Origin of the sequence: Novosphingobium sp., from assembly GCF_039595395.1 — a bacterium.
Taxonomy (GTDB): domain Bacteria; phylum Pseudomonadota; class Alphaproteobacteria; order Sphingomonadales; family Sphingomonadaceae; genus Novosphingobium.
In genome coordinates, this window is record NZ_JBCNLP010000001.1 from 2,631,989 (window position 1) to 2,654,831 (window position 22,843).

General features: G+C 63.5%; 18 protein-coding genes. 10 read left to right on the forward strand and 8 right to left on the reverse strand.

Features of this window, described 5'->3' with window-relative positions:
• Positions 1-3: 3 nt before the first annotated feature.
• Positions 4-1,515 (forward strand): oligosaccharide flippase family protein, encoded by a 1,512-nt coding sequence (locus tag ABDW49_RS12230; protein ID WP_343612213.1) that lies wholly within the window; start codon positions 4-6, stop codon positions 1,513-1,515.
• Between the two features lie 10 nt (positions 1,516-1,525).
• On the opposite strand, the gene ABDW49_RS12235 is transcribed toward ABDW49_RS12230, so the two are convergent.
• The 3 genes from ABDW49_RS12235 to ABDW49_RS12245 all read right to left on the reverse strand — a co-directional run bounded on the left by ABDW49_RS12235 (position 1,526) and on the right by ABDW49_RS12245 (position 3,803).
• On the reverse strand, positions 1,526-2,347 hold the full coding sequence (locus ABDW49_RS12235) for a glycoside hydrolase family 16 protein (protein ID WP_343612215.1): 822 nt from the start codon (positions 2,345-2,347) through the stop codon (positions 1,526-1,528).
• The gene (locus tag ABDW49_RS12240; protein WP_343612217.1) at positions 2,344-3,234 is read right to left on the reverse strand and encodes a glycosyltransferase family 4 protein; all 891 of its coding nucleotides are present in this window, start codon (positions 3,232-3,234) and stop codon (positions 2,344-2,346) included. Before ABDW49_RS12240 ends, ABDW49_RS12235 begins: the two co-directional genes overlap by 4 nt.
• 257 nt (positions 3,235-3,491) lie before the next feature.
• Positions 3,492-3,803: a hypothetical protein gene (locus tag ABDW49_RS12245; RefSeq protein WP_343612218.1), complete on the reverse strand. Its 312-nt coding sequence runs from the start codon at positions 3,801-3,803 to the stop codon at positions 3,492-3,494.
• Positions 3,804-3,847: 44 nt separating this feature from the next.
• On the opposite strand from ABDW49_RS12245, the gene ABDW49_RS12250 reads away from it, so the two are divergent.
• The 3 genes from ABDW49_RS12250 to ABDW49_RS12260 all read left to right on the forward strand — a co-directional run bounded on the left by ABDW49_RS12250 (position 3,848) and on the right by ABDW49_RS12260 (position 6,270).
• Positions 3,848-4,096, forward strand: coding sequence for a hypothetical protein (locus ABDW49_RS12250; protein WP_343612219.1), 249 nt, complete (start codon positions 3,848-3,850; stop codon positions 4,094-4,096).
• Positions 4,097-4,254: 158 nt separating this feature from the next.
• Positions 4,255-5,082, forward strand: a complete 828-nt coding sequence (locus ABDW49_RS12255; protein ID WP_343612220.1) for a glycosyltransferase — start codon at positions 4,255-4,257, stop codon at positions 5,080-5,082.
• 75 nt (positions 5,083-5,157) lie between these two features.
• On the forward strand, positions 5,158-6,270 hold the full coding sequence (locus ABDW49_RS12260) for a glycosyltransferase family 1 protein (RefSeq protein WP_343612222.1): 1,113 nt from the start codon (positions 5,158-5,160) through the stop codon (positions 6,268-6,270).
• A 267-nt stretch (positions 6,271-6,537) separates the two neighbouring features.
• On the opposite strand, the gene ABDW49_RS12265 is transcribed toward ABDW49_RS12260, so the two are convergent.
• From ABDW49_RS12265 to ABDW49_RS12280, 4 genes are all read right to left on the reverse strand, one after another.
• Entirely contained in the window at positions 6,538-7,581 is a 1,044-nt protein-coding gene (locus tag ABDW49_RS12265; protein ID WP_343614269.1) for a glycosyltransferase, read from the reverse strand.
• Positions 7,582-7,700: 119 nt separating this feature from the next.
• A complete protein-coding gene (locus ABDW49_RS12270) occupies positions 7,701-9,827 on the reverse strand; it encodes an AAA family ATPase (protein WP_343612224.1) in 2,127 nt (708 codons plus the stop codon).
• 52 nt (positions 9,828-9,879) lie between these two features.
• Entirely contained in the window at positions 9,880-11,358 is a 1,479-nt protein-coding gene (locus ABDW49_RS12275) for an outer membrane beta-barrel protein (RefSeq protein ID WP_343612225.1), read from the reverse strand.
• A 17-nt stretch (positions 11,359-11,375) separates the two neighbouring features.
• A complete protein-coding gene (locus tag ABDW49_RS12280) occupies positions 11,376-12,251 on the reverse strand; it encodes a sugar transferase (protein ID WP_343612226.1) in 876 nt (291 codons plus the stop codon).
• Positions 12,252-12,488: 237 nt separating this feature from the next.
• On the opposite strand from ABDW49_RS12280, the gene ABDW49_RS12285 reads away from it, so the two are divergent.
• From ABDW49_RS12285 to ABDW49_RS12310, 6 genes are all read left to right on the forward strand, one after another.
• Entirely contained in the window at positions 12,489-13,100 is a 612-nt protein-coding gene (locus tag ABDW49_RS12285; RefSeq protein WP_343612227.1) for a polysaccharide biosynthesis/export family protein, read from the forward strand.
• Positions 13,101-13,605: 505 nt separating this feature from the next.
• The gene (locus ABDW49_RS12290; RefSeq protein ID WP_343612228.1) at positions 13,606-14,316 is read left to right on the forward strand and encodes a response regulator transcription factor; all 711 of its coding nucleotides are present in this window, start codon (positions 13,606-13,608) and stop codon (positions 14,314-14,316) included.
• Between the two features lie 120 nt (positions 14,317-14,436).
• Positions 14,437-15,015 (forward strand): DUF1285 domain-containing protein, encoded by a 579-nt coding sequence (locus ABDW49_RS12295; protein ID WP_343612229.1) that lies wholly within the window; start codon positions 14,437-14,439, stop codon positions 15,013-15,015.
• A gap of 66 nt (positions 15,016-15,081) precedes the next feature.
• Entirely contained in the window at positions 15,082-16,245 is a 1,164-nt protein-coding gene (locus ABDW49_RS12300) for an ROK family transcriptional regulator (RefSeq protein WP_343612230.1), read from the forward strand.
• A gap of 109 nt (positions 16,246-16,354) precedes the next feature.
• Positions 16,355-18,850: a TonB-dependent receptor gene (locus ABDW49_RS12305; RefSeq protein ID WP_343612231.1), complete on the forward strand. Its 2,496-nt coding sequence runs from the start codon at positions 16,355-16,357 to the stop codon at positions 18,848-18,850.
• A gap of 61 nt (positions 18,851-18,911) precedes the next feature.
• Positions 18,912-19,859, forward strand: coding sequence for a glycerophosphodiester phosphodiesterase family protein (locus ABDW49_RS12310; RefSeq protein ID WP_343612232.1), 948 nt, complete (start codon positions 18,912-18,914; stop codon positions 19,857-19,859).
• A gap of 66 nt (positions 19,860-19,925) precedes the next feature.
• On the opposite strand, the gene ABDW49_RS12315 is transcribed toward ABDW49_RS12310, so the two are convergent.
• Complete coding sequence (locus ABDW49_RS12315; protein ID WP_343612233.1) at positions 19,926-22,571, reverse strand: TonB-dependent receptor; 2,646 nt, start codon at positions 22,569-22,571, stop codon at positions 19,926-19,928.
• Between the last annotated feature and the right edge of the window lie 272 nt (positions 22,572-22,843).

Here is a 22,843-nt window from a genome sequence, read left to right on the forward strand (position 1 = left end):
GCCATGACAGATCAGCCCCGCAATCCCGGCCTGTATGAAAAGGTGACCAAAGGCAGCCTGTTCCTACTGGTCAACCGGCTGGCCATCAAATCGATGGATGTCGTCATCCTGATGGTGCTGACGAGATTGCTGATGCCCGCCGATTTCGGACGGGTGGCCATTGCGCTCTCGACCATCCAGATCGTCGAGACCGTGCTGGAGATCCCCACCGGCATCGCCCTGCTGGAGATCAACCCCGTCACGCGCCCGCATCTCGATACGGCCTTCACCATCGCCCTGCTGCGGGGGCTGGCGATCATGGCACTGATGGTGGTGGGCGCGGTGCCGCTGGCCCGCTTCTATCAGGACGATCATCTGGTCGCGCTGATCTGCGCCCTGTCGGTGGTGCCCTTGCTGCGCAGCGCGCGCTGCCCGAAGATGTTCCTTTATTTCAAAAGCCTGCGGTTCGGCCCCGAAGCCTGTGCCGACCTTGTGGGCAAGATCGCCGCGCTGCTGCTGGCGGTGAGCATCGGCATGCTGACCCACAGTTACTGGGCGATTGCCGTGGGGACGATTGCCGCGCCCTTGTTCTCCACCCTCTCCTCCTATGTCATCTGCCCCTACCGGCCCGTGTTGACGCTGCACCATCGCCATCTGTTCTATCGCTATATGGGCTGGGGACTGGCGGGGCAGGTCTGCAGCGCGCTCAACTGGCAGACCGACCGTTTCGTGCTGGGCAAGATGGTCACGCATGAAGCGCTGGGCCTCTTCACCACGGCGCGCGACTTTGCCGGAACCGCCTTCAAGATCTTCATGGAAACGCTGATGCGCCCCGTGCTGGCCGGGCTGTCGGCGACCAATGGCGATAATGGCCGCATGATTCTGGCCTATGGCAAGGTGATCTCCGCGATGATCGCGATCGGCCTGCCGGTCGGGCTGGGGCAGGCGTTGCTGGCGCCCGAGATCGTGGCGGTGCTGCTGGGGCCGAAATGGGCCGCCGCGGCGCCGATCTTCGCGCTGGTGTCGCTGGCGCTGATCCCGGCGGTGTTTTCCAGCGTCACGACCAACCTGTTCTATGCGATGGGGCGGCCCGATCTGGTGTTCCAGCGCAATTTCCTCGATTTTCTCTTCCGCTTTCCCGCCACCATTCTCGGCATCTTTTTCATGGGCCTGCAGGGCGCGGTTGTTGCGCTGATGGCTTCGGAGGTGCTGCTGGCCGGCATCTGCCTGCTCTCGGTCAGGCGGCTGCTGGGCCTATCCCTGCCCTGGCTGATCGGCCGGATCTGGCGGAGCGTTCTGGGCGGCGTGGCGATGGCTTTGGTGCTGACCCTGCTCAGGCCGCTGATGCCCCATGCGGCTGGGGTGCTGCCCGCGCTGCTCTCCATGCTGGCGCTGGTGCCGCTGGGCGCCGCCACCTATGCCGGGGTGCATCTGATTGTCTGGTCGCTGAAGGGACAGCACGATGACATCGAGGGGCAGGCCATTGGCTTCCTGCTGCGACGCATCGGCCAAAGACGGGCGGCCGCTTCAGCCTAGCCGCTTCAGCCTAGTCGGGCTTGCGCTGATAGACGTGGATATAATCGACCCACAGGTAGGAGGGGTTGGGCGTGTCCGTGATCGGCCAGCCCGAGCCCAGCGCGAGATCGACCAGCGGATAGAAGCAACTGCTGTAGCTGGGCGGCGCGGGCACCCGCCAGCTCTCCTGACGATCGAGATAGAAGCGCACCTCGCCCGGCGTCACCTCCACGCCATAGGTGTGGAACTGCGCCGAAAGGCTGCCCGGCGGCACGGCGACGATGGTCTGCTCGCCCTGATCGCTCTGATCCGGATGCACCTTCCAGACATGCCATGTCGAGATGATCTGGCTGTCATTGTGCCCGTAATACTCCATCACATCGATCTCGGCCTTGCCCTGCGATGTGTCGCGCCCCATCAGCCAGAAGGCGGGCCAGACGCCCGGTCCGGGCGGCAGCTTCATCCGCGCCTCGAAATAGCCGTATTGCTGGCAAAAGCCCCGCCCCTTGTCATCCACCGCCGAAAGCAGACCACCGCGCCATCGGCCCGCGCCATCCTTGCGCGCCTCGATCCGCAACACGCCTTTCCTGACCGTGAAGGGAAAGCCCGGCTCGGGATCGGTAAAGGCGGCATCGCCAAAATCGCCCGCCCATGGCGTATGCGCGATCCAGCGGCTGTGGCCATCGCCCCATGGGCTGACGCTCAGATCGTTGAAATCCTCCGCGAAGGTCAGGCGATAATGCGAGAGGTCGATGGGGCCTGTCGCCGGGGCAGGATGCACCAGGTTCCCCGACAGCAGGAAAGGCGCCATCGCCAGCAGGGCGACCCGTTGTTTCAGCTTTGCGCGTCTCACTGTGGCAAAGCTCCTTGCTGTACCGGCATCCTCATCGCGCGCCGCTTCTTCAGAGCGCGTGCCTCATGATAGACGGCGATGGTTTCGCGCGCCATCCGTTCGGCGCTGCCATCGGTCTGGCGGGAGCTGGCCGTGGACCATCGGCCGCGCTCGCCGATCGTGGCCTGCAAGGTTTCAGCCAGCGCATGGACCTCCACCATGGAGCCCATGGGATGGATGAACGCCTTGTGCCCGCTCGCCGATATGCTGTTCTCGAGCACCTCGGTCTCCGCGCCCAGAATATAGAGATGGGCCGGCATTCCCGTGTTGCGCAGCGCGGCAAAAGCCTCGATCAGCGTGTCGATCCCCCTGTCCGCACCCAGCCCGGCCAAGGCGACAATGGCGGGATGTTCCTGCGGGGCAGCCTCCTGCGCGGCGACCTCCGTGCCGCTGTGCACCACGCGCAGCTTATGGCTGGCAAAGCCTTTCTCCCGCATCTCGCGCTGCAGCGCATCGCTGACCGCAATGACCCGATCCCCCAGCCCCATCAGACGGCTGCGGCTGCCGGGTGCATTGTGCAGCGTCGTGACCAGCCGGTAGCCGCCCAGAGGGCGCAGCAGCCAGGCCAGACACGCCCCGGCCACCATATGGGCATGAACGATGTCGGGGCGGGTGCGACGCAGCACAAAGGCCAGTTCGCGCAGCAAAGGCATGGTCTGCCAGGCGCCGGCATCGGGCACTTCGATGAAGGTCACGCCATGGCGCGCCAGAACCTGCCCGAAATGACCCGCCCCCGCGACGAACAGCACCTCATGCCCCAGCCGCGCCTGCTGGCAGGCCAGATCGACCACCGCCTCGACATGGGCGTCGGCCTGGCGGGAATGCTTGAGGAGATGGACGATCCGCACGTTCCGCTGCTCTCCAACTGCGCGCTGGTCTGCCGGACGGGCGCGCGATGCCCGTCACGCCGCTCTCCGGCTACGAGGCGGTTATAGCTCCACCCGCCCGGCCCGGCATATGCGCAAAGGGATGATACAAGCCGTCCAAACCCCCAAACCTACCCCTTAGGCCTTACCACCTGAGCTTGCCCCCCCGACAAGCAGGTTAATCATTCGAGATTAGTGCTAACTCGACTTTCCTCGCGGGCCGCGGCGCATTACATTAGTCACGTTAGACCGCGATCAAACACCTCATCCCATGGAACCGGCAACTCATCCGGCACACTGTAAAATCGCGGTTGGCACTCGATACAAACGTGGCAAAGCTTCGCCATCACGTCAGCGAACAATGCCAGGACGTGCATGAGCAGACACGGGGCGGGCGCATGGACATGCTGCGCTTGCCCAAAAGGCTCAGGCGCAAGAATGGAGAGGAAAGATCGCCGGGCAAAACTCACGGTAGCCAGAATTGCATCGATGTTCAGTGCTTTACCAGAATCACCGTTGCACGACAGCACTGTCCGGAATCCCAGGCTCATGCCCTGGTCAAGGATAGGTCGGCCAAACGAGGAAGGAAAGAAACTTGCCGCCAACCGATCAGCGTCCGATCGATCCGCGCCCGATCGATTTTTCGGATTTTGCCGAAGTCGCGCAGGTCTTTACGGACAGCTATGCGCGGCTCATCCGAAACGGCTCGCCCGCCTCAGAAATCGCCTGGGCCATGCTGGGCGCCACGCTGAACATCTATGAGATGTTCGGCCTGCGTAATGAGCTGCCAAGCCTGTTTCGCAATCTGGCTGATGAAATCGAAATGGACGCAAAGATCAATTGAAGGGATCGGCCCAGGTTACAAACCGGGCGAATCCCCTTCCATCCGGCCGCTCCCCCTTTCGGCTATATCCTTAAGTTCGCTTCCGGGCAGCAGAGCCTGCCAGTAAACTCCATCCGACCGCGATATCCCGATCGCCGATGGAGCAAGCGACACCCATCATGCGCATTCATGTGATCTTTGCGACGACCGGCAGAGCCGAGGTTCTGGGCAAGGTTCTCACCCGCCTGACGGATCAGACCCGTGCTCCCGATGGTGTGCTTGTCGTAGGGACGTGCCCGGCCGATGTCGCGGGGGTGGAGAACACCTTCCCCGGTCTCCAGATCATCATCTCCGAAAAAGGCCTGTGCAGCCAACGCAACGCCGGTCTGGCGGCGCTGGGCGATCATGCCGATGTCGTCGTGTTTTTCGATGACGACTTCGTTCCCGCCCATGATTTTCTGGAGCAGGTCGAGGCGCTGATGTCCGCCGACCCCGGCATCGTGGGCCTGACCGGCCGGCTTGTGCGTGACGGCGCGCAGACCGGATCGTTGATGTTCGAGGAGGCCGTCGACCAGCTCGACGTGCAGCATGAGCGCCCTGCTGCGGGAGAGGAGCGCATGGCCTGGCTCTATGGCTGCAACATGGCCATCCGCCTGAGTGCCAATCCGCAGTTGCGCTTCGACGAGGCCCTGCCGCTCTATGGCTGGCAGGAAGACGTCGATTTCAGCAGCAGGCTGGCGCGGCATGGCACGCTCTATCGCACGGCGGCGCTGACCGGCATCCATCTGGGCGTGCGCGGGGGGGCGCACGTCCGGCTTGCGGCTGGGCTATTCCCAGATCGCCAATGTCATCTATCTGCGGCGCAAAGGGACGATCCGCTTCCTGCATGGCTGGCGGATCTTGCTGTGCAATGTTGCGGCCAATGTTGCGGGCAGCCTGCAAGCCAGCCCCCCCGGTCGACCGCCGTGGGCGCCTCAAAGGCAACTGGCTGGCGATGCGCGACCTGACCAGCGGCAGGATCGATCCGCGCAGGGTTTTGGCACTGTGACGGGGCCCGCGCATCACATGCGCGCCGCGCCGGGATGACCGCCTTTCTGGTCAATGGCCGCTTTCTGAGCAGGCCCGCAACCGGCGTCGACCGCGTGGCCATCGAACTGGTCCGCGCGCTGCAGAAACGCCGCAAAGCTGGCGCCGCCATGGATCTGTCCATTGCCGTTCCCGCCGATGCGCCCGGCGACGGGGCAATCCGGGCCTGCCTCGACCTCGATCCGGATTGCGCGATCCTGCGCTCGCGCCATCGCGGCTATGGCTGGGAACAGATCGCCCTGGCCATGCTGCAGCCCGACGCCGTTCTGCTCAGCCTCTGCAACATGGGGCCGGTGCTGCGGCGGCGGCAACTGGTGCTGATGCATGATGCCCAGATCCACGATGTTCCCGAAAGCTACAGCCCGGCCTTTCGCCATGCCTATCGTCTGCTGCAGCCGCTGCTGGCGCGCCGGGCGCAGCATATTGCCACGGTATCCGACCATTCTGCCGAGCGGCTGCGGCATCACCGCGTCGGCGGCGGGCGGAGTTTCGACGTCCTCTCCAATGGCATCGATCATATCGACCCGATCATAGCGGATGACACGATCCTGCACCGCCTTCGCCTGACGCCGGGCGGCTATCTGCTGGCGATCGGCGCCAAGGCCTGGCACAAGAACATGCCCATGCTGCTGGAAGCCCACCGCGCCCTGCCCACGCCCCGCCTACCGCTGGTTCTGGTTGGCGCTGGCGAGGCGGAACCCGGTCAGGACCTTATCCCGACCGGAAGGGTCAGCGATGGTGAACTCAAGGCGCTCTACAACAACGCGAGACTGTTTCTCCTGCCTTCGCTGACCGAGGGTTTTGGCCTCCCCGCGCTGGAGGCCATGGCATCGGGCTGCCCGGTGCTGACCTCGGACGGAGGAGCCCTGCGCGAAACCTGCGGCGAGGCGGCAGCCTATTGCTCGCCACTGGACCGGCCGGGATGGACCGCCCGCATCGGCGAACTGGTCGCCTCTCCACCGAAGCTGGAAGCCATGCGCCGGGCCGGGCTGGCCCACGCGGCGCGGTTCCGATGGGACAGCGCCGCCGGGCGCCTGCTGCAACTGGTGGAAAGCGCAAAGCAACCTGTGGAGCGGTCTGACGCGCAGGCTGTCGTTGCGCGAGGTTAGGGTTTAAGGACATTAAGAAGAATAGATGCGAGGGCCATCGCCCTCGCGCTCCCTTTAATTGTCAGCGCAGGCGCCAAGAGTTCGGCCTGGGAACAAGATCGCCGCGCCGCAGGCAATCGCATAAGTTGGCGCAAGCTTGCCAATATGGCGCCACATATCTTTCTGCCTGCGGCGCAGCAAATCTAGCTCCTCCGCCGAACCGGAGGCGCAACGCAGACATTAAAGGGAGCGCGAGGGCGATGGCCCTCGCATGTCTTCCTTCATCCCTTAATTCATCTGCGTAAACCGCCGCATCTTCCGGTCAAAACGCGCCACGGAGAACCGCTCCGCCTGTTCGACAGCATGCCGGGGATCGAAATCGCGCAGGAAGTTCTCCATACGGCTGACGGCCTCGATCAGATCATCGACCTCCTGCCGCGCAAACAGAACCCCCGTGCGGTCGGGCACCACGCTGTCGACCAGCCCTCCGCGCCCCAGCCCGACAACCGGTCGGCCCGAGGCCATGGCCTCCACCGGCGTCAGGCCGAAATCCTCCTCAGCTGTCATCACCAGAGCCCGCGCGCGCGCATAGGTCTGGCGCAGCTGCGCGAAATCGAGATGGCTGACAAAGCGGATGTTCGGCCTGGCCCGTGCTTTCAGCGCCTTCTCCATGCCCCCACTGCCGACCATGACCAGCGGCAGGCCATTGGCGTTGAAGGCATCGACCGCCAGATCGGGCCGCTTGTAGGGCACCATCTGGCCGACCCACAGGTAGAAATCGTCGATCTCGCTCGAAGGGCTGAACAGGCTGGTCTCGACCGGGGGGTGGATGACCTCGGCCTCGCGCCGCCAGAATTTGCGGATACGCTGCTGGATAAAGCTCGAGTTGGCGGCGAAATGATCGACCCGCGCGCTGGAGCTGACATCCCATTCGCGCAACCGGTGATACATCGTGGGCATCGCCATCCGGGCCAGCAGGTTCGCCTCCTTGCGATACTGGTGATAGTGGTCCCAGATGTAGCGCATGGGCGAATGGCAATAGCAGAAATGCCGCGCATTGGGCGCGGTGATCACGCCTTTGGCGGGCCCAGCCTCGCTGCTGATGACAAGGTCGTAATCGGACAGGTCCAGCTCTTCCAGCGCCATCGGCATCAGCGGCAGATAATACTGATAGAGCTTGCGCGCATAGGGCAGTTGATTGATGAAGCTGGTGCGGACATTGGCCGCCCTGATCCGCGCGGAGACCGCTGCAGGGTCATAGACATGGGTGAGAATATCGGCATCGGGGTAAAGGCCCAGCAGGCGTTCGAGCACCCGCTCCCCGCCGCGCATCGCCACCAGCCAGTAATGGACCAGCGCGACCCTGGGCTTGGACCGTCCGCTCGAAAGGATCGCCGGAGGGGCAAAGGAACCGGGGGCAGGGTCGGCCACGAAGCCGGGGGCGAGCAGGTTCATGTGTAATACTCGCTGTATTTGTTGTAATAAAAAGCCGGGTCCTCGCGCGTGAAATAGGCGCGCTTGGTCAAATCGACCTGATTGAGCGCCACCCCCACGACATTGACCAGGTTCTTGGGCAACCGGCTGCGCGCGGTGCGAATGGCAAAGGAGGATGTCTCGCGCCATTTCGCCACCATCACCACGGCATCGGCCCGCGTGGCCAGCGTGCGTGTCGCCGCGATCGGCAGGATCGGCGGCAGATCGAGGATGATCCGGTCGAACTTGCCACGCATCCTGTCGAGCAACTGGGCGAAGAGCGGCCCGGTCAGCAGCCTTTCGGAATCCGCCGAATTGGCGCCCAGCGGGATCACACAGAGCATGCGATCCTGGATCAGATGGTCGATCTCCAGCGCTGCCGTCCCGTCCAGAATCTCGATCAGCCCCGGATGATCGGGGCCGACATTGAACTGGCGGCTGATCCCGCGACGGCGCATGTCGCAGTCGATCAGCAGGGTGCGCGCGCCGCCCTCGGCCAGCACATGGGCCAGGCAGCAGGAGGTCATCGTCTTGCCTTCACCCGGCAGCGCGGAGGTCAGCGCGATCACCTGCGCCCTGCCCGTCGTGGACTGGTCGATCGCAGTGCCCAACACGCGGAAGGCCTCGGTGAAGGCCGAACGGGGGCTGTCCTGCACCGCCGAGAGCGCGGGCGGCCGCTCGGCATGGACGGAGGAGAGCAAGGGGATCGAGGCCAGATAGTTTTCGGCCAGATTGTGCTCGACATCATAGGCCGTCGTGATGCCCAGAAACAGCGCATCGGTGACATAGGCCCCCACCACGCCGACACCCAGCCCGATGACCACCGCAAGCGCGACCACCAGCGGGATGTTGGGCGAGAGCGGCTTGGTCGGCTCCGACGCGAAGGAGAGGATGCGCGCCATGGGGCGCTCGCTTCCTTCCGCTGCCAGCAACTGCTTGTAGCTGCCCAGATAGGTGTCATAGATCCCCTGCGAGGCCGCCGCCGCACGCTCCAGCCCGCTGAGCCCCACCATGGCGGCATTGTTGTCGGCCAGCTTGGCGCGCGCGCCCGCAAGGCTGGCGTCGAGCGAGCCCAGCCGTTCCTGCGACACATTGCGCTTGGCCTGCAGATTGGACATTACCCGGCCGATTTCCGCCTGAATCCGGCTGCGCACTTCCTGAAGCTGGTTGCGGTTCTGGATCAGCACGGGGTGATTGGGGCCATAGCGCGCCTCCAGATTGGCGACCTGCCCGGCAAGCTGCCCCTCCTGCGCGCGCAAGGAGGAGATCACCGGAGAATCCAGCGCCTCACCCACATCATCGCCAGAGGAGCCCTTGCGCAATTGCTCGATCGCCGTGTCGAGCCGCGCCCGGTCCTCGACGGCAGCGGCGCGTGCCTTGCTGACCTCCTGATTGTAGACGGAAATCTCCTGCTCGGCCAAAGAGGCGCCCGAGGTGCTGAGCAGATTATGCGCGATACGATAGTGCTGCAAAGCCTCGGTGTCGGCCTGCGCCTGCTGACGCAGCTTGTCGAGCCGCCCTTCCACCTGCTTGCGCAGGCGCAGGTTGCGCTCCTGTTCGGTGGTCACCTGCCATTTGGCATATTGCCGGGCATACTCATTCACCACCATCTGCGCCTGCTTGGCGGTCGGCGCGTCATAGCTGATGGTCAGCGCATAGGTCTGGCTGTTGCGGCGCGCCGCGATGCGGTGCATCAGCGTATCGTACAGGACCGGCGACGGCATCAGGATTCCGGCGGGCAGCGCCTGCACCACCCGGACGGCCATGTCCTGGGATTCGATGATGGCCGTCTGCGTATCGACCAGTTGCGTTTCGGGCACGGTGGCCGTCGTGTCATCGGGGCCGCTGCCGGGCGACTGCTTGGCGGTGTCGAGCACCATCACCGTCGCCTCGGCGCGCCAGATTTTGTGCGAGAGGACACTGAAGGCTCCGCCCGCCACCAGGCCGATCGCGGCGCATCCCAGAATGATGCCCAGCCGCCGGCGCAAAAAGCTGACCGTGCCCACCAGATCGAGCCGGTCCGAGGTGACCAGCGCATGCTCGCCCAGATTGGCGATCGCGGGCGTTTCGCCTTGTTTGGCTACGAGTTCGCGCGAACCGCTCATGGTTTACCTCCATCGCTCGGTCTCATGGTGCTGAAGCGGTTGCGGATTTGCCTCACAGCACGATCCTCACACCCAGAGAGCCGGAAAAGCCGCTGTAGGAGCGCCCCGAAGCGCCCCCCCATTGCTGGCGCCAGCCTGCCTGTGCCAACAGGCCGACATTGCGCGTCAGCCGATAATGCGCCCCGGCGCTCGCCTCGACACGGCGGTCGGAGCGCGGCAGGCCGCGATAATCTTCCTGCGTAAAGGCACCATGGGCCTCGACCAGCAGTCGATGCCCCAACGCGCGCTGCGCCTTGAGGTCGATGTTGCTGCGCACGATGGCCGGCACATTCGAGAGCGGGCTGGCATCAATGTCGCGCCGACCGGCTGCCGTCAGCCGCCACGTCGGGGTCGGCGTCCAGTTGGCCGCCAGCTTGTAACTGATGCCGCTGACCGGCGGCGCGGCGGAGGCCTGGAAGGTCTGCCGCATATAGCCGGCGGCGGCCTCCACATCCACGACCGAGGTCACCGCGACATGCACCCCGGCCAGCACCGCATAACCGCTGGAATTGCGGGCGTAGCCAAGGTTCTGCGCATAGGCGACCTCATTGACGCTCACTTCGGAATAGAGCCGCAACGCGGGCGACAGCCGGTATTGCGTCTCCAGCATGCCCTGGCGGACCGTGACATTGCGATAGGACAGATCGATGGGGACGCCCTGCACCGCAGCCTTCAGATAATCCTGCGTGCGCAGCGATCCATCGAACGCGACCTCCAGAACGCCGCCGCTGCGGGCGATCCGGGCATGGAACTGCCGCCTGTTGTAAAGCACCGGATGATCGGTGGAAAACTGGTTGAACTGGTCGCCCGCCGTGCCGCGCATCTCATAGCCGCGCCCCAGCTCGCCATCGGCGTTCACGGTGATCCGGTGGGCAAGGTCCAGCCTGACGCGCGCGCCGCCGTAATAGGTCGAGGTGTCCTCGGCGCCGGTCCTGGCATAGCGCTGCAGCGTTCCCCCCGCCGTCAGCTCGGCCATATGGCGCGCGGTGTTTGTGCCCAGATGCAGATCGGATTGCAGAATGCCGATGGTATCGGACCGTCTGTCGGTGTCGACGTTGTAGATGTTGGAATTGCCCTGCCCCTGAAGCGTGGTTTCATCGCGCAGCACCAGTTCCTTGCCCAGCGGCACGCCCGGACTGTTTTCCGGATCGAACATCTCGGTGGGCGTGAGCACCCGCGTCGCCTGGGCACCGGCAGCGCGCGGCAGGGCCAGCAGCGCCAGCAGCAGCGTGAGGCGCGTGATCAAGGTCGGCGCCCGGCGCCTGGCCTTGCCGGACATCACATAGATCACGCGGTTGGCGACAATCTCGCGCCGCTCCTCACCAGCGGTCAGCAGAACCACCAGCAAGCGCGCCAGTTGCCATAGCTCGGCAAACCAGCCCGGCGCGACCGGGTGAGTGCGCCTGCGCCGCCGGGGCGGAGCGCTCTTTTCGCTGAGGTCGGGCAGGCGGATGATCGCTTGGCCCCTTTGAGGGACACCGTCCTTTCGCATGGATCTCCGGCCCGCCATCAGCATGCTCCCTTGCGCGTGAACACAGCAGGCAAGGTGGACAGCAGCAGCTTGCCGTCGAAGAGGAAGGAACGACGGCGCAGATAGAGCCGGTCTGCGGCAACCCTGCGGTGATAGGATGTGTCGCTGCGCCCGCTGACCTGCCAGACGCCGGTCAGGCCTGGCTTGCACTGCAGATAGCAGTCCGCATAACGGCCATAGCACTGCAGTTCGTCCTGCACGATCGGGCGCGGACCAACCAGCGACATCGTGCCGTCGATCACATTGAAAAGCTGGGGCAGCTCATCGAGGCTGCTGCTGCGCAGAAAGCTGCCAAACCATGTCACGCGCGGATCGCGGGACAGCTTGCGGTGATGGGCCCATTCGCTGCGCAGGGCGGGATTGTCATTCAGCAACTGCGCCAGCCGACTCTCCGCGTCGCGGTGCATCGAACGCAATTTGTAGCATTTGAACGCCTTGCCGTTCCGGCCGATGCGGCTGTGCGCGAAAAAGGGCGCCCCGCCATCCGTCAGCCAGATGATGATCGCCAAACCCAGGATCAGAGGCAGGCACAGCACCAGCAAACTCACGGCACCGACCAGGTCCCTTGCCCGCGCCAGCCGTTCCTGCGCCGATGCGGCCTGGCCCGGCACGGGGCGGCGCATGGCCGGTTGCGGGATCGCCCCGATCACCCTGCCCCATGGCTCACTCGGGACTTTCGTGATCATCGGGCGGCGATCCCCGTGCCAGTCCACGCCCGGCCGGTCCTCATCGAGGATGAGCGCTTTCTCTTCCGGCGATGACGGCGACCAGAGCAACAGGATGGGGGGCACCGCGATGAGTGCCTGACCGCCATCTTGCAGATCTGTTCGTGTGGTCAGCATAGGATGTGACACCACCATCTCAGTGAAAAAGCGGGTCCGCTCGGGACCATCTCACCCGTAACGATTTCCCAATTTCCCACCGCGCACAACCGAGCATCCGATGTAGGGGCGCCTACTCAAAGTGGTTAAGAAAACATGAGCATCCGCACTGCGGCCATCACTCAGAATAGCGATTTCGGGTGACCGCCACCGCGGCTATGATGCCGGGACAACTGTAGCCAGAAGACCTCTGGTGCGAGGAGACGGCGCATGAAGACCATCGCCAGACTTTTGCATTCCCGCTCGCGGCAAGCTGTCACGGCAGCCTGTCTGGGGCTGATCAGCCTGACCGCCTTGTCCAGTCCGCTGGGGGCCAATGCGCCGCGCATGACCGTCGCGCAGCTCAACGGGGAATTGCGGACGGGCTATCAGATCGGCGCGGGCGACCGGCTGCGCATCACCGTCTTCGACGAACCGAACCTGACGAATGATTATGTCGTGAACGAGAGCGGCGCCGTCGCCGTGCCGTTGATCGATGAAGTACCGGCAAACCAGCTCACGACCTCGCAGCTCGCGGGCAAGATCGCCGAGAAGCTGAAGACCGGTGGCTATGTGCTGACCCCAAAGGTCGCGGTCGAGATCCTCAAGCACCGGCCCTTCTACATTCTGGGCGAAGTCGCCAAGCCGGGTGAGTATCCCTATACCGGCGATCTCACGCTTGCTCAGGCCGTCGCGACGGCCGGCGGTTACACCGCGCGGGCGGACACGCATTCCATCAGGATCCAGCGCGGGACAGGGGAGCAGCCTGCCCAGGTCAAGCTGGATGCTCCGCTGCGGATTGCGCCGGGCGACACGATCATCATCAAGGAAGCGTTTTTCTGATATTTAAGAAAATTCAAATTCCGATTTAAAATCGACATTCACTATCCGCGAAGTAAAGCGTCAAACATTCAGGATTGGGCCTGCCGATGGGCGGGATGGCGCTGGAAGCCAGCGCCCTGCCCCGACTCATATCCCAAAAACCTTGATCTGGAATGGCTTTTACCGTCGCTTCAACCACACCGAATGTCACGCGGCGGGCGGCATCATCACGATGCTGCCCGTTTTCGTACAGGAGTGTCTTATTTTGGGATGGTTACCCCCCTCCAAATAGCCTATCCTAAAGGAGTAGATTTGAACCACAAACATCTGTTTTAGTGATGCATTTCACCTCTTCCTCTAGTTAACAATGCGTAACCACAAGTTGGTTGATTTCAATTTCCGCATGCAGCATCCTCAAAATCGAGAACGATGTTCGGAGTCGCACCGAACAGGCATGCCGATAAATGGGGGGCATGGCCAAAATCACATAATTGGCCTGGCGGAGATACGAGATCGGGGAAACGAAATGCGTACAGATGTCTGCATTGTCAGCGAGTATGAAATCTCCCGCGAGGGGTTGAAAAACATCCTCAAATCAGAGGGTTTCAAGATCGTAGACCTGTTCGCGACCGTGACCGAAGCCGTGGAATCCAGCCTTCCTCAGGATATATTCATCGTCCTTGATGGCTTTCCGGTCAGTGATCAGGCCGGGTTGGTCAAGGATATATTGGCGCGCTTCCAGACGTCGCTGGTCACGGTTCTTTCCGAACGCTTCGATGTCAACGCGATGATTTCCTGTTTTCAGAACGGCGCCAAAGGCTACATCGTCCGTTCCATGAAAGCCCTGCCGATGACCACGTCGCTGCGGCTCGCCGCGATGGGTGAAAGGGTCTTTCCTTCCGATCTGGTCGATCTGTTCAACCGGCAGCCGCTTGGCGAACTGCAAACCGCCGAACCGACCCGCATCGCCTTTTCTGGCGCCGAGGCCGTGAAGAGCGGTGGAGAGATGCCCGCCGCCATGGACCAGACCCCCCTTTCCCCGCGTGAGCGCGACGTGCTGCGCTGCCTGATGGCAGGCTATTCGAACAAGCTCATTGCCCGGCGGCTGGTGGTCTGCGAAGCGACGGTCAAGGTCCATGTGAAGGCGATCCTGCGCAAGCTGAATGTGAACAACCGGACGCAGGCGGCGATCTGGGCCAGTTCACGCGGGATCTCGGACGCGCGTCTCGCGCCCTGAAAGGGTGCCGGGATCACCTCCGCCGGATGGTTTTCTTTTCCATTCGGCCACCATCCCCTTGGCCAGTCGCGGCGCGATGCCTTATAAGCCTCACTCGCAGCGACAGCTATGGGGCCAATCATGACACAACTCCCTCCGGACTCGATCGCGACGCTCACCCTGAGCGAGATCGCCCAGCAGGCCGCCGAGGGCAAACTGCCGCCCGTCGAGAGCTGGAACCCGGCCCATTGCGGCGACAGCGCGATGCGCATTCTGGCCGATGGCACATGGCTGCATGAGGGCTCACCGATAGGGCGGCCCAGCATGGTGCGCCTGTTCTCCACCGTGCTGCGGCGTGAGCAAGACGGCAGCCATGTGCTGGTTACCCCGGTCGAAAAACTGTCCATCGCGGTCGAGGATGCGCCCTTCATCGCGGTCGAGGTCAAAAGCGAGGGTGAAGGCAAAACACGGTGCCTGGCTTTCCGCACCAATGTCGGCGATCTGGTCGTGGCGGGGCCCGATCATCCGCTGGTGCTTGAGGACAGAGGCCATGGCGCCCGCCTCTATCTGCGCGTGCGCGGCGGCCTTGATGCGCTGGTCGGGCGGCCCGCCTGGTACGAACTGGCCAATCTCGCGATCGACGAGGAAAAGGGCCCGGACGGCGGCATCGGCCTGTGGAGCGACGGCCTGTTCTTCCCGCTGGGCACGACGGAGTTGTAATCGCAGGGGCTGACGCGGCGCCCGACCTTCATTTTTTTGACATGATGAAATTATATCGCCCCGATCATGACCAGCCACGCCATGATCTCCGGCCATCGTTCCGCCTTGCGCCCGCAATTGCTGCTGAGCGAACCGCAAAAACGCATCCTCTGGCATCTGCGCACCGCCGGGCCGACCTCCCGCGTGCAACTGGCCGAGGCCATGGGCATGAATGGCGCCACGATGACCCGTGTCACCCAGCAAGTGGCAACGCTGGGCCTGGTGGAAGAGCTGGCGGGCAACGCGAACGCGGGGCGCGGGCGACCGATGATCCCGCTGGCCATTTGCGGCCAGGGCGGCTGGTCGGCGGGGGCGACGCTGCATCCCGGTTGGCTGGAAATCGTCATCGTGGATTTCGCGGGGACGCCGTTGCTGCGCGACTCCATCCCTTTCACCGAAACCGACCCGAAGCTGTTCGCGCGCATGCTCGACACGCGACTGCGCGCTCTGGTGGCGCAGCATGGTTTTATGCGCGGCAAGTTTCTCGGCCTCGGCGTGGCGGTGGCGGGCTATGCGCTCAATGACGATCGCAATCGCCGCAAGATGGTCGACTGGCTGGCGCCGTGGAACGATGTGCCGCTCGACGAAATTCTGGGCGATGCGCTGGGCATGCCGGTGTGGGTGGAGAATGACGGCACGGCAGCCGCGCTGGCCGAATATTACCAGCCGCGCATTCTGGGCGCCTATCGCTCGGTGCTGGTGTTCTTTCTGGGCCATGGCGTGGGCGCCGGGCTGATCGCCGAGCGCGACCTGTTCCCCGGTGAGCATCGCAATGCGGGCGAGGTCGGGCGGCTGTTCCCCGGCCATGGCCCCCGCCCCTCGGGCATCGACCTGATGCGCACCCTGCGCGAGGCGGGGGTAGACATCTCCTCCCTGTCCGACATCGATCATCTGCTGGAAAGCCATGCCGATGTGATCGAGGCCTGGGCCGATCGCGTCGCCGCGCAGCTCGAACAGGCGGTGCTGAGCGGCATTGTCTGGCTCGATCCGGGGGCGGTGGTGATCTCGGGCGCCCTGCCCCAGCCGATCCTGCAGGGGCTGGCCGCAAGGCTCGAGGCGATCAACGCCACGCGCGACAGCAGCTATCTGGCCGCCACACCACAGATCCATGCCTCCACCATCGGCAGCGCGGCTGTGGTGATCGGCGCGGCGCTGGCCCCCATCCATGCCATCACCGCGATCCGCGTGTGATGAGTGCGTGCTATCGATTGCAGAAAGGCAATTTAATTTCATGTAAGAAATTAAAACTGTCACGCAGCCCCAGCATAGGCGCCTCATCCATCGAGACGGGGGTTTTCCTATGACCATTGCTTCACGCCTGCTGACAGGAGCCGCCGCGCTCGCGCTGAGCGCCGCTGCCACACAGGCCCTTGCCGAAGACGCCGCGCCCGCCGCAACGCAGGCCGAGGCCAACCAGCCCAGCGATATCGTCGTCACCGGCTCGGCGCGGGCCCAGCGCCGCTTCGGCGTCTCCTATGCGGTCAACGCCATGTCGCAGGAGCAGATCGCCAAGCTCGCCCCGCGCAGCATGGCCGAGCTGATCGGCGCCCTGCCCGGCATCCAGGTCGAGGCCACCGGCGGCGAGGTGCAGAACATCACCCGCATCCGCGGCATTCCCACCGACCGCGGCTATCTCTATTTCCAGCAGGACGGGCTGCCGCTGTTCCACGAACTCGACGGCTATTTCTTCAACGCGGGCGACGGCATGAACCGCCTCGACCTGATGACCGACCGCGTGGAAACCGTGCGCGGCGGCCCGGCGCCGATCTACGCCAGCACGGCGGCGGGCATCGCCAATGTCATCACCCGCACCGGCAGCGACCATACGCAGGGTCAGGCGCAACTCACTCTGGGCACCAGCGGACTCTATCGTCTGGACGCCTATCAGTCCGGACCGCTCGGCCATGACACCTATTATGCGGTCGGCGGCTTTCTGCGGTTGAACGAAGGCTATCGCGATGCGGGCTATCCTTCGGACAAGGGCGGGCAGATCCGCGCCAACATCCTGCACAGGTTCAGCAATGGCTCGCTGAAGCTCTCGGGCGAATATGTCAACGATCGCAACGCCTTCTACCTCTCGATCCCGACCGCCGATCCGCGCAACACCAGTGTCAGCCTGAACCCCTACATCAATTATTTCACCGGTACGCTGAACTCCTCCTCGCTGGAGTCGGTCAACATCCGCTACCGCGACGGCTCGGGCAACATCCAGACCCAGCATGGTGATCTGTCCAATGGCCGCCATATGGTGTTCGGCAATGTCGCGCTGGATTACGAGGGCGATTTCGGGCCGTGGCATGTCTCGGCCAAGGGCGGCTACACCAAGGGCAAGAACCATTTCGACGCGCTCTATTCCACCTCCAACCCGGTGGATGCGAACACCTTTGCCGCCGGCTATCTGAGCGCCGCGCGCACGGCGTTCGGCAGCAATGTCGCCTCGCTGGGCTATGCCATCGCGGGCACCAACGGGCAGAGCGTCTACAACCCCGCCGCCTCTTCGGGGCTGGTGCTGTCGGCGCAATATCGCTCCATTGAAGCGGACTTCTATTCCGGCCAGGGCGACCTGAGCGTCACGCGCAAGTTCGACACGCCCATCGGCAAGCATGATATCCGCGTCGGGCTGTATGGCTCACGCTATGGCAGCACGGCTTTCGCGGTCTATCAGAACTATCTGATGCCGGTGCAGTCCAACCCGCAGATGCTCGATCTGCTGGCCTATTCGGCCAATGGCACGGTGCTGGGTTCGGTGACGGACAATGGCGCGATCAACGATGCCGTCTCGATGACGGGCGGCGCCTACAATGGCCGGGTTTTTGCAGCTTACGGCACCGACACATGGGACATCACCGACCATCTGCGCATCGATCTGGGCCTGCGCCGCGAATGGTATGAGTATGATGGCTGGTATCGCGTCACCACCTCGGCCAATCTGGGCAATGCCGCCACGCTGGCCGACGATGCCACCCGCGCCTTCACCGGCCAGATCGTCAACCAGAAGCTGAAACCCAATGCCACCAACTGGACGGTGGGCGCCAATTACGACCTCAACGGCCATCTGGGCGCCTATACCCGTATGTCGCAGTTGCAGGTGCCGCCCGGCGCCTCGGTGACGATCAACAGCCCCATCGTCACCACCACCACCTCGGCCAAGCTTTATGAGGTCGGACTGAAGGCCTCCTTCGGCCGTTCCTATCTCTATCTGACGGGCTTCTACACCAAGTTCGACCCGCTCAGCGCCGCCTTCACCGCCTTCAACCCCACCACCGGGCGCAGCGACCAGCAGATCAACTTCGTGGGCAAGGCGCGCGACATCGGCGTGGAGGCCGATGGCCAGATCCATATCGCCGGGCCACTCTCCATCGCCGGTTCGCTGACGGTGCAGGACCCGAAATATCTCAACTTCACCAGTTCGGTCGGGGCGGACGCCAGCGGCGGCAATGGCAAGCAGATGGTCCGCCAGCCCAAGGTCTATGGCAACATCCGCCCCACGGTGGATTTCATGGCGGGGGGCAACAAGATCAGCCTCTATGGCCGCTATGACTATGTCAGCCGCCGCTATGTCGATTATTCGAACACCACGGCCCTGCCCGCCTATGGCTATTTCGGGGTGGGCGCGCTGGTCGAGCGCGACCGCTGGTCCTTCCAGGTGGTGGGCGACAACATCACCAACGCCCATGGCCTGACCGAGGGCAACACCGCAGGCGACGTGCTGACCGGGCAAGGCTCCGCCACGGCGATCTTCGGGCGGCCGCTGTTCGGGCGTTCGTTCCGCTTCGTGCTGTCGCGCAAGTGGTGATCTGATTGGCAGGGGCGGCTTGGGCTGCCCCGCTTCCTCCTTCTGACGAAAGCTGATCCTTATGACCAAGGCGTTTCTCGCCATGGCCGCGCTGGCCTGCGCGGCAGCGGCCCCTTTGCATGCCACCGACACGCAGGACACCATGCGCCGCATCCGTGATCCCCAAGGGGGCCTGATCGTGATCGCCCATCGCGGCTGCCATGAACCGGCTCCCTGGCACGGCTGGGGCAGCGCGCCGGAGAACTCGGCACTGGCGCTGCAGCGCTGCGCCGAGATGGGCGTCGATGTGATGGAAACCGATGTCCACAAGACCCGCGACGGCTTTCTGGTCATCATGCATGACGACACCGTCGACCGCATGACCGAGGGCAAGGGCGCGATCGAAAAGCTGACGCTGGCGCAGATCAAGGCCCTCCATCTGCGCGACAATGAAGGCGGGACCGATGCGGCGCTGACCGACCAGACCATGCTCACGCTCGACGAGATGCTGGCCATGGCCAAGGGGCGGATCGTGCTCAACCTCGATGTGAAGGCGATGATCTATCCCGAGGTCGTCGATGCGGTGATGCGCGCCGGGGCGCAGGATCGGGTGATCGTGAAGACCTTCGGCGGGCTGGGCAGCGCGCCGCTGGCCGCCATCGCCCCCTTCGACAAGGTGCCCTTCGCGGTGATCCCGATGAGCGCCGATGAGCGCGGGCTCGACATTCCCGAGGTGATGCGTCGCCAGATGGCGGGCCCGCGCAAGCCCGTCGCCTTTGAACTGCCGCTGCTGCAACTTTCCGCCCTGCCCGCGATTGGCGAGCAGGCGCAGAAGCTGACGGTGCGGCTTTGGGTCAACACGCTGTTCAAGGGCTTTGTCATCGGCGGCGGCAGTGATGTGGACGCGCTGCGCAAGCCCGATGCGGTCTGGGGCGATCTCTATCGCCGGGGCGTCACCATGATCCAGACCGACGATCCCGAAGCCATGCTGCGCTTTCGCGAGGCCGCGCATCTGGGCCTCAAACGCTGAAGGCAAAAAGAGGCCGGGGGCGGCGTGACACCCCCGGCCAGTGAGGAGACGGTAAAGACCCCGCCTTCAGAAGCGCGCGCGAACGCCAAATTCGAAGGTGCGATCGAAAGCATTGACCGATTTGGGCAGCAGGGGCGTGCCGTAATAGTCGCTCTGCGTGTTGCGGGTCAGATTGGTGGCGTCGAACGTAAGAGCGATCTTCCTGGTGAGGTCATAGCTGAACGAGGCATCGAGCTGCCCGATCGGCTTGGACACCAGCGGTCGGTTCGCCGCATCGCCCGAGGTCGTCTCGACATATTTGCTGCGCCAGTTGTAGGCGAGCCGCATCGAAACCGGGCCCTTTTCATAGATGCCGATCAGATTGTAGCTGTTCTTGGAAAGACCTTCCAAAGGCACGCTCTGGCCGGGAATGGGGCTGGGCGCATTGCTGTCGACATAGGTGTAATTGGCCTGGAAACCCAGACCGTTGAAGGGCGACGGCAGAAAGTCGAAGAAGGTCTGATAGCCGACTTCCAGCCCCTTCACCGTGCCATTGTTGCCATTGACCGGGCGGGTCATCAGGAAGGACTGGCCGTTGATGGTCTCCTGCGTCGAGACATTCTGGATAAAACCGTCGACCTTCTTCAGGAAGGCCGCCGCATAGAGGATGTTGGTCTTCGAAATATACCATTCCAGCGAGGTGTCGAACTGGTCGGCCCGCAGCGGCTTGAGGTTGGGGTTGCCCGCCGTGCCCGTCAGGAAAGCATAGGCCAGGCTCTGCGCCGGGGTGAGCTGGCTGAAGCCGGGGCGCGTCACCACCTTGGAAATGCCGCCGCGCAGATAGAGCTTGTCGGTCAGCTTGGCGCGGATGTTGGCGCTGGGCAGCCAGTTGCCGTAATCGCTGTTGGCGTTGATCGGCGCATAGCCGCCGCCCGCCTGGTTCTGGAAGCCGGTGACGCTTTCCTTCGTCTTCACATAGCGCAGGCCCGCATTGCCGTCGAACTGGATGCCCCCCAGCATGAAGCTGTAATTGGCCATCAGATAGGCGGCATAGGTCGTTTCGGAAATATCATAGAGCTGTGAGGGATCGTCGGCCGGCGTGCCCGGACCAAAGCCGAAGAGCTGGCGCCCAAAGGCGATATCGCGCACCAGATTGATGTTGGGCAGCGCGAATTGCTGCAGGCTGAGGCCATAGTCGCCCCGGAACACCTGATTGGGCGTGATCGTCAGCAGGCCCTTCACATTGCCCGGCAGCGGCAGATCGGTGCGGTCGCTGAGCGAATAGTCGTTGGTAAAGCCGCTATGATGCGAGGTGCGCCGCGCAAAGCGGACACCGGCCTGAAGGCTTTTCAGGAAGCCGCCCAGCTCATAGGTGGCATCGAGGCGCCCGCTGACCTCCTCGCCGATGTTGCGGTGATATTCGTCCTGGAAATTGTCGAAGCGATAGGCGCTGAAATCATTGGGATTGAAGCCGGAGACCTGCGGGTTCGGGATGAAACTGCGCAGATCCAACGTGTAGGAGGGCGCATTGGCATAGATGCCAATCTGGCGGAAATCATCCCAGCCGGTGCTGCGGGTGTAGGTACCCTCACCGGTGATCTTCAGACGGCCTTGCTCCCATTTGCCGCCCAGCGCGAGCTGATAGGTGGTGTAGGCGCTGTCCTGCGCATAGGTCGCGGGGGCGAATTTGGCGTTGGCATAGGAACCATACTGGAAATAATTGGTCCCCGGCGCAAAGGTGAAGGGCGGCACCGCTGTCGCCGGAGAAGCCCGGAAGCCGCTGGTGCCGGTGCGGACGTAAGCCGTCAGGTCGTCCTCGCGGTTGTCAACACGCTCGAAGGCGCCGTCGAGATAGAACTCCAGATTGCTGGCCGGGCGCCACTGGGCCGAGGCATTCACGCCCCAGCGCTTGCGGCTGCCATTGGTGTAGCGCGTGCCCGCATCGGTGACGGCGGTGATGGCATCGCCCGCGTCCTGAACACCATTGCCGTTGAGGTCGAGCAGATCCGTGCGGGTCTGATAGGCGCCGGTCGCATTGCGGTAGGAACCGTAATGGCGCGCCTGATAGGCCGCGCTGATCAGCAGGCCGACCTCGCCGACGCTGGTGTCATAACGGTTGCTCCACAGGGCCGAGACGCGCGGATCGACCTTCTTGGCGATGTCGCCATAGAAGCCCTTGGCGGTGATCGACTTTTCGCTGCCCTTGAAATCGAAGGGACGGCGCAGGCGGATATCGACCACACCGCCGATGCCGCCCTCGATCTGGTCGGCCGAAGAGGTCTTGTAGACATCGACCCCGGCCAGCAGCGCGGCGGGAATATCGCCCAGCGCTACGGTGCGGCCCGAGGTGGTGAAGAAATTGCGCCCGTTCACAAGCTGCTGCACCTGCGACAGACCACGGATCGCGATGCCCGAGCCTTCGCCCTGGCTGCGGGTGATCTGCACGCCGGTCACGCGCTGGAGCGCCTCGGCCACATTGTTGTCGGGCAGCTTGCCGATGTCCTCGGCCACGATCGAGTCGACGATCTGGGTGGAGTTGCGCTTGATGCCGATCGCGCTGGAGAGGCTGGCGCGCACGCCGCTGACCACAATCTCATGATCATCCGCGACAGGCGCCGCCTGCGGATTGGCGACGACATTGCCGGCGCTGGCCGGAGCCTGCTGCGCCCATGCCGTGGTTGCAGTCAGGCCGGAAAGCAATGTGCAGGACGCGAGCAACAGTGATCTGGTCATCAAATCCTCCCATAATTATCTGACCACAATATCCGCATTTGGTCATACCGCAACTATTTATCGGACAATTTTTTGAGAGAAGAGGCCTGACCTTCTGCGAAAGTCCGTGAGGGATTGTGGAGGGAGGTGCGCGACAGATCAGCATGATATCAATTTTTATGACTAAATTTCAATTTACTATATCATCGTCATCATCGGAGAGATGATGACATCCCTCACCGATCCACCACGATCGCAGCTCGCAAAAGTCACCATTTTGCAAATTGGACAGA